This is a genomic window from Parachlamydiales bacterium (genome assembly GCA_041671045.1).
Taxonomy (GTDB): domain Bacteria; phylum Chlamydiota; class Chlamydiia; order Chlamydiales; family JABDDJ01; genus JABDDJ01.
Genome location: JBAZCF010000011.1, coordinates 59,036 through 74,741, shown reverse-complemented (window position 1 = coordinate 74,741; position 15,706 = coordinate 59,036). Strand labels below are relative to the sequence as shown.

Sequence of the window (15,706 nt, the reverse complement as noted above, 5' to 3'; positions counted from 1 at the left end):
AAGCTAAAGCTCCTGCTTATTTCCCCGCGCTTCTTTCTCTTATCCTCCTGTGCCCCAAGGCACAGTAATAATATTTTGTTCCTACAGCTCTATAGATCAGAAAAAAATAAAATTAGTTTAAGAAGGAAAAAATAATGACCTCGTCTTTTTCAAATTCCCGTGCAATCGCCTGGACCGTTTGGATTATCGCTTCGGTATTTTATGCTTACCAATATATATTAAGAGTTATGCCCAACATCATGTTGGATGACATCATGCTGCAATTCGATATTGGCGCAGCTGCATTCGGCCAATTTTCCGGCGTTTATTATATCGGCTACTCCCTTATGCACTTACCTATCGGGATTATGCTTGACCGTTACGGTCCTAAGAAAATCATGACAGGCTGTATCCTCCTCTCCGTTTTGGGCTTACTTCCCTTGATTTTTGCAGAACATTGGATGTACCCCATCATAGGGAGACTTATGATTGGAATGGGCTCTTCCGCTGCGATATTAGGTGTCTTCAAAATCATCCGCATGACCTTTAGTGAAGAAAGATTTCCCCGTATGTTGAGCTTTTCCGTTATGATCGGTCTGATCGGCGCAATCTATGGCGGCGGACCTGTTAGCTATATGCGCGAAGTTTTCGGATACCATTCAGTCGTAGAATTGTTCGCCGTAGTGGGTGTAGTCTTGGCTGCAGTTACGTATTGGATTGTCCCTAACGTCACCAGTGCTCCTCAAACAACTGTGATGTCCGACATCAAAGAAGTTATCAGTAATAAACGCGTTGTTTGGTCCTGTATATTAGCAGGTATGATGGTCGGCCCTTTAGAAGGGTTTGCCGATGTTTGGGGTACAGCTTTCTTAAAGCAGGTTTACGGGTACGATGGTGCCGTTGCCGCTAGCCTCCCTTCCATGATATTTATTGGAATGTGCTTTGGAGCCCCGGTTCTTAGCTTTATTGCGGAGAAGATCGGCAGCTATTTGATGACTATCATTGTAGCAGGTGTGGTCATGGCCGCTAGCTTCTTTTCATTCCTCTACTGGCAGGTATCTCCTAGCGCTATCAGCATAAGCTTTGCTGTCATCGGCGTTTGCTGCGCTTATCAGATCCTCGCTATCTATAAAGCGTCCACATATGTGCGTGAAGGAGTTGCAGGATTGACAACAGCCGTAGCTAATATGATCATCATGATTTTCGGTTATGCATTCCATACAGCTATGGGAAGCGTGATTAATGCGATGGGTGGCCCAACAGTTTCCCTTGCATTGACTTATGGTGTGTCCGTTATTCCCGTCGCTGTTGCACTCGCTTCAGCTGGATTTATGATTCTATATGCTACTGAACCTAAAGATAAAACCCTCGTTCAACCCGTTTTGGCTGAATCGCTGGATTAGATCATAAGCATTGATTCAAGGGAGGGTCTTCGGATCCTCCTTTTAGAAATCCACGTTGCATTACTCATCATCGGCAATCTCACTGGTTGTGAACTCCTCGATCACCGGAAAATCTTCTAAGTTTTTTGAAATCGCTGATTGCAGAAAACTGCGCACCCACCAGAAAACATCATAATGCTGTACATTACGTCTCATCTTACGCATTCTTTTTTTGCATTCGCCGGGAGGTAGCATCAGACCTTTAAAGATGGTTTCAGCAACACCTTCCACATCATAAGGATTGATGAGCAAGGCCTCATATTGAAGGAAGGATTCTAAGTTAAATTCCGGGTTTAATACTTTCATGAAAACCCATTTTATGGACTTCTATCCTATGATTATTTGAGGGTCTTAATAGTGAAAGTATTAGTGTGAGATAGTCTCTAAGATGCCTTGTGATAAGGAAATTATCATGCACGAATTTGTAGCCTTTGCGGCCCATTTCATCCCTTAGCGCGGGGTTCTGCAACAGATAGCGGATGCGTTCAGCAGCACCTTCAGGAGTGTTAACCAGGAATCCCGTTTGGTAATTATGAACCTGCAGTCGAATACCGCCGCAATTACCGCCAATGACCGGCTTATTTTTCCAGAGTGCTTCTGTGACAGTTAATCCAAACCCTTCTTTAACAGATTTTTGAATAACAATATCGGCAGCCCTTTGCAAGGCATTGATGGTGAGGTGTGAGTCCGGGGGAAGATAGAGAATATGGATATCGGGATCGCTTTCAGCTGCTGCTTTAACCTCCCTCAATACCATTTCCCCCTCCGGATCATCAGGGGCGCCGCCTCCAGCGAGAACTAACTGTAGGCCATGATTGAATTTCTTCGCTAGGCGGTAAGCTTCTATTACACCGATGGGATCTTTGAAATAATCGAAGCGAGAGACTTGCAAGATCATATTCCTATTAGGATCTATGCCAAATCTAGGGAAAATATCTTTGATCTTATCCTCGCTCAAAGGGATATTTTTCTCGTTGAAGGGGTCTATACTCGGCGGTATCAAATAAATAGGGTGGGGGAGCGGCTGTACATAATCCACTAAAGAGAAAATGCTGGCATCGTAATGAACTACAAATTGCCGCAGAAATTTCCATATAGCCCGGTTAGGATTGGATGCATCTATATGGCAGCGCCAGATCCATTTATTTTGTCTTTTAGGAAATGCTTCAATAAGTGCTGCAGGTTGTGGATCATGAATAAACACCACATCAGCATTTTCAAGATGGGGGCGCAGGCGCTCAGCATTCTCCTCATTGATTTCTTTGTAAACTTTTAGCAAATGGGGATGGGGGATAATCTGCTTATAGCCTTGAATAGCATTATGAAATTGTTTTGTGCATTCAAAGAAATCCGCATTACCTGTAATGACTTCCCATTGGGTTTCTATGCCTAAAGCTGAAGTCAAATGGGTCATTGTCATCAAAATCTCAGCAACCCCTCCACCGGATTTGGTCGAATTCACATGGAGGATTTTTTTCCCTTTTAATATTTCTCCCATCTGCAAAAGTTCAGAGATGATCTCATCCCCCACAACTTCCCTGTATTGATCTAAGAGATTAGTCATGGGGCTCCTTGAAGTATTCGTTTGCAATGCGTGCTAATTCATCTTTAAGTTGAGTCAACGATAAGAAATAAGGATCAATAACTTGAATTTCCTCAATAAGACCCTCATACTTAGTTCCAAATTGCCTCAACCATAACGTAAAATCGTCTGTTTTTTCCGCGGTCCGTAGTCTAGAATCAATGAAATGATAGAAAATACTATTAGGGGACAGTTGGGGAATAATCTTTACTAATTCTTCGGGTGTCTTTATCTCTAACGAGCTGTCAAATACCACAATGGTAGAACCTACAAAATGAAATTGATCTTCTTTCCTTGTCCACAATACAATTTCATAATTGTCTAAACGCTGTTCGATTGTTTCTAATAATTCTTGTCTTAACAGCTCTAAGTTTTCAAATTCCGTAGGGTCAATGATGCTTAGTTTCTCTGCTAATATTTGATCATGCAGCCTATGGTATACCCAGCTCGCAAAGTCATTGTGATGCTGGGTATGCACAAACTGTGTATTCATCCTGTCGCCCCAAAAGTGGTGGTATAAGCAGCCCTCCTCCACTGTTGCTATTTTGTCACGTAATTCTTGAAGCGAACTAGCTCGTTCCCCTGTAGCAATAGAAGCTAAGGAGCAATTTTTAACATAAAAAATCTGGGATGGTAATTGCTCAAGGCCCATATGACCACTTTTGGCTACTGCATAATTTAAAAATATTTATTTAACAATCTCTTTGTTATACGTGGGATCTATGACGCTTGACACACAAGTAGGATAATGACTGTAAAAAGAAAATACCCTATCGGGGCAGAAATCTTTCCGGAGGGAGTCCACTTTAGAGTTTGGGCGCCCGATCATAAGAAGGTGGACCTCGTCATCGAGAAACCTGAAGCCGAGCCCATCTATCTCCCTATGGAGAAAGAGAAAAAAGGATATTTTTATCTCCTCACAGATCTGGCCGCAGAGGGCACATATTACCGTTTTCGATTGTCCGATTCGCAAACTTTTTTTTCAGATCCTGCCTCAAGATGCCAACCACAAGGGCCGCATGGATTTTCTTGTGTGGTCAATCCTCATTACCATTGGACAGATAATGAATGGAAAGGGGTCGCCCCCCAGGGACATATTGTCTATGAACTCCACATCGGAACCTTCACGCAAGAAGGCACTTTCGCAGCCGCAACAAAAGAACTTACATCCCTTGCTAACTTGGGGATCACCTTGGTTGAAGTCCTGCCGCTAAATGATTTTCCCGGCCACTTTGGATGGGGATACGATGGCGTCAACCTCTTTGCTCCTTCACATCAATATGGGACACCAAAAGACTTAAAAAATTTTATCAATAGAGCCCATCAACTGGGCATCGGGGTTGTGCTCGATGTTGTTTACAATCATCTAGGCCCTGAAGGCAACCAAATGATCAGCTTCGCTAAGGAGTATCTAAGTGATAAATTCTCTACCGACTGGGGTAAGGCGATCAATTTTGACTCTCAGGAGTCACGTAATTATTTTCTCACCAATGCCGAATATTGGATTCAAGAATATCACTTTGATGGCTTAAGAGTGGATGCAACTCCCTGGTTTTTTTGCTCTACTCCTGTGCATATATTGCAAGATCTGACTCGCGTAGTGAAAAAAGCGGGTGGCAAAAGGAAGACGATTACTATTGGTGAAAATGAACCGCAGGATACAAGACTGTTAAAGCCTTACGAGGAAGGAGGCTACGGCTTTGATATGTTGTGGAATGATGACTTTCACCATAGCGCTGTTGTAAGGCTCACGGGGAAAAGAGAGGCGTATTACACGGACTATTTAGGCAGCCCTCAGGAGTTTATCTCCTCCCTAAAATACGGATTTCTTTACCAAGGTCAATACTACGATTGGCAAAAAAAGCCGCGCGGAACTCCCAACTTGAAAATACCGCGCCATTCGATGGTGATTTTTTTGGAAAACCATGACCAGGTAGCCAATTCTGGTTATGGCTTACGACTACACCAGAAAGCGGATCCAGGTATCTATAAAGCCCTTTCAACACTGCTTCTCCTGAGTCCTAACACACCACTTATCTTCCAAGGGCAGGAATTTAATTCATCACAGCCCTTCTACTATTTTGCCGACCATGCGCCGGATATCAGCCCCCTTGTTAAGACAGGAAGAAAAAATGACTTAGCGCAATTTCCACGCCTCGGTACCTCCGAAATAAGAAAAGTCCTTCCGGATCCCGGCAACCCTCTGACCTTCACTAAAAGCAAGCTCAACCACAATGAAAAAGACAATGACCCCAAAATATTAAACCTCTATAAAGACCTTATACAGCTTCGAAAGAAGGATCCAATTTTTAGTATCATGCAAAACCTCTCTATAGATGGCGCTGTCCTAGGTACTGATGCTTTTCTGATACGCTATTTCGGAGAGGAAAAAGGAGACCGTGTCCTTATCATAAATTTTGGCGCTGACCTTTATCTAAATCCCTCTCCTGAACCACTCTTAGTGCCAGGATTAGAACAAGAATTTGAGGTTCTTTGGTCCAGCGAGTCTTTGTGCTATGGGGGCGAAGGAACTCCTCCCATAAACATTCCTTATTGGAAGATCCTAGGGCATTCTGCAATCGTCCTTGCAACTAAACCTATTGGAAAGAGAAAACGTAAAATATGAAGATAGCCGTTACGAAAATAGATAGTTGCCGCCCGGAGCAGGTTCTCTTTGATGAATGGCTTATTACCAATGGCCTAGGTGGATTTGCTAGCGGTTCTCTCTCAGGCGCTCCGATGCGCAAATATCATTCTCTTCTTATTGCAGCTTTGCCTAATCCCTATGGCCGCACCAATATGCTGAACTATGTTGCTGACGCTGTCATCCTTGCTGATAAGACGGAAATTCAGCTTACTCAGCTAAGAACCAAAGACAATAAAGACCTGAATGAAAGCCATTTAAAAGAAGTCCGCTTCGAAAATGGTCTTCCAACGTGGGTATATGACTGCAAGGGCGTCATTATCGAAAAAAGCCTCCTGCTGATACACCGTCAAAATACACTCCATATTTCCTATAAGCTTGTCACTGAAGATGCAGATCCCATTCAGATCAAATGGCAGCCCTATTTCCATTTCAGAACTAACGAACAGTCTGTTAACTCGGTCATTCCGGATGAATCCTATACCGTCCATGCTAAAGATTTCCAATACGAGATCGAATGTCCCAACTATCCTCCTTTAAGGATATATAATAGCTCGCAAGCCCCCTTTACGCTTGATTCTCAAGTTCTTGACGAAGTCTTCTATGAAATTGAAGCCCAAAGAGGATATGAGTCTCTGGGGAATCTCAAAAGCCCCGGCTACTTTCTGATAAATGTCCAGCCGAAGAACAGGGAAACTATTATTGTTTCTACAGAATCGTGGAACAATATCTTTGCGCTGACTTCGCGTGAAGCATGGGTGACAGAAAAACTTAGAAAGAAAAGCCTCCTAAAAACGTCCGGAGAATCTAAAAATCCTATCATCTCAAAGCTTGTATTAGCTGCAGACCAATTCATTATCACTCCCACAACTCGTTATGAGGATATGATACGCTTGCAAGCACTGGGGGAAGAGTCAAAAACCGTCATAGCTGGATTCCCATGGTTTACAGATTGGGGACGAGATACGATGATTTCACTAGAGGGTCTCACCTTAGCTACAGGAAGAAGCCGTGAAGCCTATTCGATTCTTCATACTTTCGGCCATTATATTAGAAATGGCCTTATTCCTAACATGTTCCCTGACGGAGAAAACCAAGGGATTTATAATACCGCAGACGCTACCCTCTGGTTTTTTCATGCCATCGACAGATATATTCAAATAACCAAAGATGAAGATATTCTTGAGTTTCTACTGCCTAAACTTTCAGACATCATCCAAAACCATATCAACGGCACACTTTTTGGAATAAAAGTGGATACCGATGGACTCCTCATCCAAGGCCAAAAAGGTGTGCAGCTCACCTGGATGGATGCCAAAGTAGGGGATTGGGTGGTTACTCCACGTAGAGGTAAAGCTGTAGAAATCAATGCCTTATGGTATAATGCCCTTAAATTGTATGAGAAATGGTCAGGTAAAAAACAAGATATTGCTGAACAGTGCCGTGCATCCTTTAATACCAAATTTTGGTTCGGGGAAGGGAACTATCTATATGACGTTATTGAAGGCGAAAATGGGAATGATTCCGCTTTAAGGCCCAACCAGCTTTTTGCTATTTCCCTTTCAAATCCTATTTTGGAGCAAGAAAGATGGAAGCAAGTTCTAAACATTGTCACTGAGCATCTGTATACCCCTTTCGGCCTGCGTACTCTATCACCCTCCCACCCGGATTATAAAAGGGATTATGATGGAGATCTTTATGCCCGTGACGCCGCCTATCACCAAGGAACGGTATGGCCATGGCTTATCGGTCCTTACATCGATGTGATGCTCAAAGTCAATCCTGATGATTTAGAAAGTGCCAGGAAGGCCCTCAAAGGACTTGTGGATTACCTCGACAGCAACTGCATGTCCACAATCGGTGAGATCTTTGATGCGGACGCTCCTTACAAAGCTAGAGGATGCTTCGCCCAAGCTTGGAGCGTAGCTGAAGTCCTCCGCTGCTTAAATAAAGTAGGGATGCAAGATACCTCAAAGGATAACTAAAACGTTATGAAAAACTGGCTTTGCAGATAAAATCCAACAACTCAAATGGAGGGTCCGATACCGGCTCTCCAGATCAGAGATATACATCCTTAACCAGAGCAAAAAGCTGCTGAAATGGAAGAATTGACTGCTGAAAAAATGCTTTGGACTTACAGGAAGGGTAATTATCCCTTCGGACCTGATAATGTATTCCAATACTTTCAAAGCGTTCTACCGGCTAAGCAAGGAGAGTGTGCTGTTTTAAGCGATTATGGATAAACATTCCCAAGTATATGAGTGCGGATACTTGTCGCCACTTTCATAGCCCTCGATTACTCGAGGGCATCTTACACAATGTATATTACCAAGTCTATGGGTCCTCGATAAGTTGAGGACTAACAAAGCTGCGACAAGTCGCAGTGCTCCAATACTAGAGAACGTTTCGCTTCGCAAAATAGAATTATCGACATGAACATTTTCATAAACATCTCAATAATATTATTTGAACCCGCCCGAAATGAACCACGTTTCACCTGTAATCCATGTGGAGTCGTCTGAAGCTAAAAACACAACAGCAGGTGCGATATCACTAGGTTGACCTATTCTACCCAGCGGTGTTTTAGATTCAACTTCCCTACGCACGTCACTTTCGGTAAACCCGATCTTGTGCACACCTTCAGTTTCCACCAAACCGGGATTTATCGAGTTAACACGAATCTTTCGGCTGCCTAACTCTAGCGCCAGGGTCTTGGTAATGCAATCGACAGAAGCTTTTGTAGCAGAATAGACTAAGGAACTCGGAATAGGCGATGTACCTGCTAGAGAACCGATGTTAATAATGCTTCCACCTTTGTCGCCAAAATGCTTGGCTGCTTCCTGAGTGGTAAGTATTAGACCTAAAACATTCAAATCAAATAGCTTATAAAAATGATCTTCTGTAACTTCCTCTAGCATCGCAAATTCGTATATCCCTGCATTATTCACCAGAATATCCACTTTTCCATAGGCTTTAGTAGATTCGCTAAAGAGACGTAGAATATCTTTTTGTTGACTGACATTTGCATGTACGGCAATTGCTTTGCCCCCTTTGCCAACAATCTCTTTAACTATCTTGTCTGCACCTTCTTTGCTCGAAGAATAGTTAACAATGACAGAAGCGCCTTCAGCTGCTAATTGTAAAGCAATTTCAGCTCCTATGCCTTTTGATGCTCCGGTAACAATCGCTACTTTGCCGCTAAGTTTTTTCGTCATGTAATTCTCATAGATAAATGATGTATTCAACTATTTTTAATACTTTCGTGCCATATTCCATAATTAGCTTCAAGTCATTGTTATAGGTTTTCATCAAGATGAATAACGAAAACTATGAAAGCACTTCAAAAAAATGATTTTATATTTTCATGATTTTTGTTATGCGGAAATAGAACGAAAAGAGGTGAACCATGAAGTACAGGTTATTGCTTATTATTTTCGCAGGAACAACGCTAACAGGTTGTAGCGGTATCAATGAAACATTCAGAGCATTGGAATCCAATCGTCAAGCTATCGACTATAGCACAATGGTGATTGAGCAAAACATCCAAGCCATAGAGCAAAACATCCAAGCAGTTGAAGCTGCTAATGTCAAGATTGAAGAAAACCGACGCCAGTTAGAAGCAATCAATAATGAATTAAAAAAAGTGGGTGAGTCCTAGGAACCAACTTAGAACTTAACCATTGGAGGATTACCCATGAAATCATATTTACTATTGATTCCGATTGCAATTTGCTGTCTTTCAAGTTGTCAGATCGTAAGCAAAATGAATTGCCTTGTGAATTCAAGTACAGAATCTATCGAGCAAAACAGAGAAGCTATTGAAAGAAGCAACTATGCAATCGATAGAAGCACTCAAGCTATCTATCGCAATGCTGCTCTTGTGGATGCAAGTAATGCTGCAATAGAAGAAAACCGCAGACATATCGAAGCTGCAACTGCAAATTAAGCTGTCTTAGATAAGTGTTTGTGTGAAAGGACGAACCTAGGTTCGTCCTTTCAAGATTTTACCGGCTCTATTGTAATAAATTGTCGCGGTTTACAGGGCTTTTCTCCCCAAACCACACATTCCATATACCGGCTGCAAGATCTTTATTGACAACGCTGCCTACTTTGGTACCGTTGAAGTCGACTTCAATGTATCCACCGGGCAGCCATTTAATAATTGTAGTATCGCCCTTTCTTACAGGTTGATTGAAGAAAGAAAGAAACTGGCCAACATCATTTTTAAGCTGTCCTTGTGCATTGGGTAAGGATTTTTGTAGGGATTCGCGGTAAGTTTCCTGGATTTTATCCACACCCACCTCGCGCTGCCATTTCATCGTCACTTGCTTAGCATTATTATCATTCAGAATAGCCTTGAGAGTGTCACTTTTAGTTTGAGCAGCACCTTTTTGCAGATAGCTGGCTATGCTGTAAACCTTGATGAATAGTTTTTTTCTAGTTGCCACTCCGGTTGCAGTCAAATCGTACTGCTTACCGTTATAGCTAATGCTGATATCCTTTGGGAAGGATTCGCCTGTAGCTGAGTCAGTCAGAGTCCCTTGTGCACATAGGCTCAAAGAAAACATGCAGAAAAACACGGAGAAAAATTTGATGAGCATAGATTTCATAACCACTCCTTTGTAGTCATAAATCTCATCTTATCAAAATAAAAAATGAATTCAAAATTTCTTTTGTATATAAAAAATTCACCTAAGAGAAACTCCCTAGTATGAAAAAATATGACGCCATCATTATTGGATCCGGACCAAACGGACTCGCAGCAGGAATAACTCTTGCTGAAGCAGGGCTTACTACTGCAATTTTTGAAGCAAAAGACACTCCCGGCGGAGGAATGCGTTCAGCTGAATTGACTTTGCCCGGATTTACTCATGATATTTGTTCAGCTATCCATCCTTTAGGGATCGGCTCTCCTTTTTTCCGCACTCTACCCTTGGAAAAATACGGCCTTACCTGGAAATTTCCCGTCACGCCTCTAGCCCACCCCTTTGATGACGGAACAGCAGCAATACTTGATCGGTCTCTAGAAACCACCATCCAATCGCTGGGAATAGATGGAACTGCATATCAAAAACTCATGGGCCCACTCATTGACCATTGGGATATATTAGTTAACGATCTTTTGGCTCCGCTGCATTTTCCACAACATCCGATAGCCCTGGCGCAATTTGGCTTGCAAGCACTTCGTTCTGCACAAGGAACGATTAACAGCAATTTCAAGGCTAAATACGCGCGAGGACTTTTCATCGGATTAGCCGCCCATTGCAATCTTCCTCTAGATAAATCCATAACAGCCGCTTTTGCTTTTATCCTTGGAACTCTGGGTCATGTCATCGGATGGCCCACGCCTGAAGGTGGATCCCAAAAACTGGCCAATGCCTTGGCAGCATACTACAGCTTTCTGGGGGGGCAGATCTTTACCGGGCATTTCATTACATCTTTAGATGAGCTTCCGCCTTCAAAGACCATTCTATGCGATATTAGCCCCAAACAATTACTGGATATTGCCGGAGATCGGCTGCCTTCAAAATATAAACAGAAACTTCAAGCCTACCGCTATGGCCCCGGAGTCTGTAAAGTAGATTGGGCGCTTAACGCACCTATTCCGTGGAAGTCCAAAGAATGTCAAAAAGCCGGAACCATCCATTTAGGGGGAGAAGCCGAATCGATTATCCTTTCTGAAAAGGAAGTTTGGGAAGGAAAACATCCAGAAAAACCTTATGTCCTCATCGCCCAACAAAGCCTCTTTGACTTAACCCGGGCCCCACAAGGAAAACATACCGCCTGGGGGTATTGCCATGTTCCGCGTGGCTCAGAAAGGGATATGACACAGCAGATTGAAGGACAGATCGAAAGGTTTGCTCCCGGTTTCCGTGACTGTATCCTGGCACGCCACGTGATAAAAGCATCCGAAATGGAAAATTATAATCCAAATTATGTGGGGGGGGATATTAACGGGGGTGTGCAGGATATCTATCAACTTTTTAAAAGGCCGACTTCCTATTTTAATCCCTATTCCACTCCTGTAAAAGGACTGTATCTTTGTTCCTCTTCCACCCCTCCAGGTGGAGGAGTGCACGGCATGTGCGGCTATCATGCCGCCCAAGCCGTTCTGAAAAATTTCTAAGCTAATATCCCTATGAAAATGCCAAGTCCGCATAACGCTGTGGATGCAAGCTTGAAATCTTCATGATACAATCTGTTCGCCCAGGCATTACAAAAAACAATAGTAGATACAGCAAAACAAGGAAATAAAATGGCCTTTTCTGACGGAACAGCAAACTTTGTTGCTAAAAGCAATAGGCAGGTTGATCCAAAATTGAATAGGCCGCCTAAGAGGCCAAAGGATACCTCAGCTTTTGAAAAGCCTCTCTTCTCACAAGCAAAGAAAATGCTCTGTAAAAAGGTACCCATCCCAAATAATCCTGGCATAAACCAAATATCCTCAGCTCTATTGACGGATAAAAATGAGAAGAAGACATCTTTACCTTCGCACTCAAAGAGTACGCAACGCGCCTGAATCAGTGTCAAAGCGACAATCTGTACGAAAAAGCATGCAAAAGCATAAATAAGCCATGTTTTAGAAGTTTTCTCCTGATCATTATTGTCGCCGCGTACGCCTAGAAAAAGTCCGGCAAGCACCAGCGCAACTCCGGCGCACTGCATAAACGAAAAAGAAAAACCGAAATCCGATCCGAAAAAGAAAAATAACAATAATCCGGGAAATACCGCGCTCGTATTTTGAATTGCAAAAGTGAGTCCTGAAGGGCCTTTGGTAAGTGCTTTGGATGTCAAAAGCATGAGCGAGACATTCAAGACTCCTACCAAAGCACCAATAGCCAAAACAATATAATTAGGTTTCTGGGTAAAAACTTCAGGATAGAAAATTAAGGAGGTTAGAAATGAGAAAAAATAAAAAACCAATAGGTATCCATTAGGGCTTGTTGCATCCCCGTTGGATGTAGAATATTTACGGTAGGATAAGTTAGCTAAGGAAGCTGAACCTGCTGCTGTAACAGAAAGTAATATAGAGTTCATTATTAATTCCTACTTAACATTTAAATAGTCCAGAATTAATAAATTCTACTAAATATTTGTAATCAAAGCAAATTATATGTCACATAAATAATATTTGAAATAATAATAAATTGAATTGTAGCTACAGAAGCGCATCTCCAACCTATATACATATTTTGGGGATAAGGATTTCAAGAACTTTTTTGCTTATTTGGAACGAAACATGTCCGTTAAGGATCTAGCGTCCTGAATGGCATAACCCTTCTCATCATTATCAAAGTAACAAAACACCGATGCCTCTTTCGACCAATTCATAATCCTTTTTTGCCACTCCCTAAGGCCCTCTTTTCCATAAGAACCTTGATACGCTTTCTTTGGACCGTGCAATCGTAAATAAGTAAAATCTGTAGTAAGCACTTCAGGAGTTAAGCTTCCGGTTAAATCCGTAATGCATAATCCGATCTGTTTTTGAGCTAAAAGTTCATACACCTCTTCCACAAACCATGATTCATGCCTGAATTCAAACACATACCTATAATCAGGGTGGAGCCAACTCAAAAACTCAGTAAACCTCTCAGAATTTTTATGAAATGTCGGGGGTAATTGGAAAAGGATAGGGCCTACCTTTGGCTTTAACACCTCCACATTTTTATAAAAGTAATCCAAACTTTCTCTGCAGTCTTTAAGCCTTTTCAAATGCGTGATGTAGCGGTTTATTTTAAGCGAGAAAAGAAAGTTATCGGGAACCTGATCATACCAATTATGAAAAGTAGAAATGCTTGGAGTCCTATAGAAAGTCGAATTGATCTCCACTGTAGGAAAGGCTTCAGCATAAAAGTTAAGCCATTCGCCAGTCTTTAAACCCTCAGGAAAAAAGATTTCCTTCCAATGAGCATAAGACCACCCCGAAGTACCAATATGGATTAAAGGTTTCTGTTTGGTATTTTTTGGCATACGCGGTCTCAATTTCATTCTTGTTAAAGCAGTTCATCGATATACCTATGGACCGGTGCTTGTCGCTTCATCAAAATTCAATATCTCGGAATTAGGCTTAGTAAAGGGATAGGGAATTGTTCAATTCCCTATCGTGATAGATCTATTAATGCCGGCTTCTAGAATATCTTCTGGATTCAGACTCTTCTTCATCATTCCTAGAATATCCTTCATAGAGGTCAACGTCTTCTTCATCGTCTTCTTCATGATGATATCTAGACTCGATAGGGTCGTTTCTTTCTTCTATCTCATCCAATTCAAACTCATCCTCTATTTCATAGCCTGGATGAAAAGGACGCCCTCTCATTTCACGTTGGTTATCATAGTCAATCCCCCAACGCTCTTCATACTCTCGTTTTGCGGCCTCTCCATATCCTTGTCCGGGATGAGACCTTTCACTATAGCTTTCATAGTGTGGAAGATCATTCACATCATCATTGGGATGATAACGATTTAATTCTCTTCCTCTCATAGCATCTTCACGCCCACGACTATGGGAAGGATGGTTGCCATGGCGGTCATAACGATCTTTTTCATAAGGATAGTAAATGCTTCCTCGATGTGAGTCAGCGCCTCTGCTTATATCTTCACGATTTCCGCGCACATGCGAAGATCTATTGCTTTCACGGCCAAATTGCTCATAGCCATAATTTTCGTTATAGCTATTTCCACGATCACTCGGACCACGTCTTTCTGCTTCTTGATGTCTAGAATTGCTTCTTGCAGGAGTTTGCCCGCCTCTACTATAGTCTTTGTTGGGTGCTCTACGAGGTTCCGTTCCACGTCGATATTCTTCAGAACGGTTTAAATTATCTTGTGAACTCCTGCTGCCTAAGCGCGCCTCAGCTCCGCGACGGCCAGCTTCGTAACGACTTAAGCTATCAGGTGCTTCTCTGCTTCTTGGTGCAAACCTGTCATCTTGAGAACCTCTTCTGCCAAAGCTCTCCTGGTTTCCATAGTTATCCCAGAGAGTGTTTGTTTCGCTACGTCTTGCTAGCGAACGATCTCCACTTTGTGGTGATTTGCTGCTTTGACGTGCATGATTTTCATAGCTTTTACCCCAGCGAGCTTCCGCACCTTTACGTCCGGCTTCTTCTCTGCTCATACGTCCTGTATTATTGCTGGAAGACGTTCTTGATTGTTGTGAACTATTCGTTTTTTTATTGGATGCCATAAAACCTCCTAAAGTGAGAAGAGGAGAAATTACAATGCCAAATTGAGTTTTGCGGAATAAATACGTGTGCTGAGATAAATTTGTAAAATTCACCTCGAGGATGTTGTAAGGTGCAAATGCAGCCTTACCTTGGCTATATTGATTTGATTTTATTTTGTAAAGGTAAACGATAACTTAGGCAATCATCCTACTGCGCAATATTAAACTTCTTTCGAAAGAAGTCTAATGTACTAAAAGGGTCACTGCAATTCCCCACATCATAAAAGCTATTGCAGAATCAATAATCCTCCAAGCAGATGATTTTTGCAATAAGGGCGAAATCAGCCTTGCTCCAAAAGTAATAGTAAAAAACCAAACAAAGGAAGCACTGATTGCTCCAAAGGCAAAGAATATCTGTTCGTCCAAGGGCTGCTGAGAGGCAATACTTCCTAACAAAATCACAGTGTCTAAATAGACATGCGGATTTAATAAACTTAATGCCAATAAAGATACCGTAGTCCTTTTAACAGAGGATTGGATGTGTTCTTCTAAGCCGCACGCTAGTGAATGCTTTTTAAATGCGGATCTCATCGATGCGATCCCATAAAATACAAGAAAGGCAACAGCCAAATATTTGGTCATAGTGAGAAATAAGGGATAGTCATGGATATATTGCCCAAACCCCACTACTCCAAAAGTGATTAAAAAAGCATCTATTACTGAACACAACAATGCTGTAAGTAGCAAGTGCTCTCCTTTTAAGCCTTGCTTGATAACAAAAGCATTTTGAGCTCCTATAGCTATAATTAGACCGCAACTAGTGCTAAAGCCTTTTATCAATGCCAGTAAAATCCCCATACAAAACCTCTTCTGAAAGTAGCTATCAGAATAAGTGA

At 42.1% G+C, this 15,706-nt stretch carries 15 protein-coding genes; 6 read left to right on the top strand and 9 right to left on the bottom strand.

All coding sequences use genetic code 11. The features are described 5' to 3' along the window. The first annotated feature begins 134 nt into the window (after positions 1-134). Positions 135-1,382, top strand: coding sequence for an MFS transporter (locus WC222_10985; GenBank protein MFA6916912.1), 1,248 nt, complete (start codon positions 135-137; stop codon positions 1,380-1,382). Positions 1,383-1,442: 60 nt separating this feature from the next. Here the strand turns inward: WC222_10985 and WC222_10980 are convergent, their stop codons facing one another. From WC222_10980 to WC222_10970, 3 genes are read right to left on the bottom strand one after another with little or no spacing between them, the layout of a single operon-like run. Beyond that, entirely contained in the window at positions 1,443-1,727 is a 285-nt protein-coding gene (locus WC222_10980) for a trehalose-6-phosphate synthase (GenBank protein MFA6916911.1), read from the bottom strand. Continuing rightward, on the bottom strand, positions 1,702-2,985 hold the full coding sequence (locus tag WC222_10975) for a glycosyltransferase (GenBank protein MFA6916910.1): 1,284 nt from the start codon (positions 2,983-2,985) through the stop codon (positions 1,702-1,704). Before WC222_10975 ends, WC222_10980 begins: the two co-directional genes overlap by 26 nt. After that, a complete protein-coding gene (locus WC222_10970) occupies positions 2,978-3,655 on the bottom strand; it encodes a DUF5752 family protein (GenBank protein MFA6916909.1) in 678 nt (225 codons plus the stop codon). The genes WC222_10975 and WC222_10970 overlap by 8 nt, the downstream gene beginning before the upstream one ends. A 96-nt stretch (positions 3,656-3,751) precedes the next feature. On the opposite strand from WC222_10970, the gene treZ reads away from it, so the two are divergent. Together treZ and WC222_10960 are read left to right on the top strand one after the other, a co-directional pair. Continuing rightward, positions 3,752-5,629, top strand: a complete 1,878-nt coding sequence (gene treZ / locus WC222_10965; GenBank protein MFA6916908.1) for a malto-oligosyltrehalose trehalohydrolase — start codon at positions 3,752-3,754, stop codon at positions 5,627-5,629. Continuing rightward, positions 5,626-7,632 carry an amylo-alpha-1,6-glucosidase gene (locus WC222_10960; protein MFA6916907.1) on the top strand — a complete coding sequence of 669 codons (2,007 nt, stop codon included), beginning with the start codon at positions 5,626-5,628 and terminating at the stop codon, positions 7,630-7,632. Before treZ ends, WC222_10960 begins: the two co-directional genes overlap by 4 nt. A gap of 477 nt (positions 7,633-8,109) precedes the next feature. Here WC222_10960 and WC222_10955 read toward each other — a convergent pair whose 3' ends face one another. Next, on the bottom strand, positions 8,110-8,862 hold the full coding sequence (locus WC222_10955) for a glucose 1-dehydrogenase (GenBank protein ID MFA6916906.1): 753 nt from the start codon (positions 8,860-8,862) through the stop codon (positions 8,110-8,112). A 191-nt stretch (positions 8,863-9,053) separates the two neighbouring features. Between WC222_10955 and WC222_10950 the strand changes: the two genes are divergently transcribed. Further along, positions 9,054-9,305 (top strand): hypothetical protein, encoded by a 252-nt coding sequence (locus WC222_10950; protein ID MFA6916905.1) that lies wholly within the window; start codon positions 9,054-9,056, stop codon positions 9,303-9,305. Positions 9,306-9,341: 36 nt separating this feature from the next. Further along, positions 9,342-9,593, top strand: coding sequence for a hypothetical protein (locus WC222_10945; GenBank protein MFA6916904.1), 252 nt, complete (start codon positions 9,342-9,344; stop codon positions 9,591-9,593). A gap of 67 nt (positions 9,594-9,660) precedes the next feature. Here the strand turns inward: WC222_10945 and WC222_10940 are convergent, their stop codons facing one another. Beyond that, entirely contained in the window at positions 9,661-10,257 is a 597-nt protein-coding gene (locus tag WC222_10940) for a chalcone isomerase family protein (GenBank protein MFA6916903.1), read from the bottom strand. A gap of 101 nt (positions 10,258-10,358) precedes the next feature. Between WC222_10940 and WC222_10935 the strand changes: the two genes are divergently transcribed. Then, positions 10,359-11,774: an NAD(P)/FAD-dependent oxidoreductase gene (locus WC222_10935; GenBank protein MFA6916902.1), complete on the top strand. Its 1,416-nt coding sequence runs from the start codon at positions 10,359-10,361 to the stop codon at positions 11,772-11,774. On the opposite strand, the gene WC222_10930 is transcribed toward WC222_10935, so the two are convergent. The 4 genes from WC222_10930 to WC222_10915 all read right to left on the bottom strand — a co-directional run bounded on the left by WC222_10930 (position 11,771) and on the right by WC222_10915 (position 15,668). Continuing rightward, on the bottom strand, positions 11,771-12,685 hold the full coding sequence (locus WC222_10930) for a hypothetical protein (protein ID MFA6916901.1): 915 nt from the start codon (positions 12,683-12,685) through the stop codon (positions 11,771-11,773). The two genes, WC222_10935 and WC222_10930, sit on opposite strands and share 4 nt — an antisense overlap. A gap of 186 nt (positions 12,686-12,871) precedes the next feature. Further along, positions 12,872-13,618 (bottom strand): DUF72 domain-containing protein, encoded by a 747-nt coding sequence (locus tag WC222_10925; GenBank protein ID MFA6916900.1) that lies wholly within the window; start codon positions 13,616-13,618, stop codon positions 12,872-12,874. Between the two features lie 145 nt (positions 13,619-13,763). Next, the gene (locus tag WC222_10920; protein ID MFA6916899.1) at positions 13,764-14,831 is read right to left on the bottom strand and encodes a hypothetical protein; all 1,068 of its coding nucleotides are present in this window, start codon (positions 14,829-14,831) and stop codon (positions 13,764-13,766) included. A gap of 222 nt (positions 14,832-15,053) precedes the next feature. Next, positions 15,054-15,668 carry a LysE/ArgO family amino acid transporter gene (locus WC222_10915; protein MFA6916898.1) on the bottom strand — a complete coding sequence of 205 codons (615 nt, stop codon included), beginning with the start codon at positions 15,666-15,668 and terminating at the stop codon, positions 15,054-15,056. Positions 15,669-15,706: the final 38 nt, after the last annotated feature.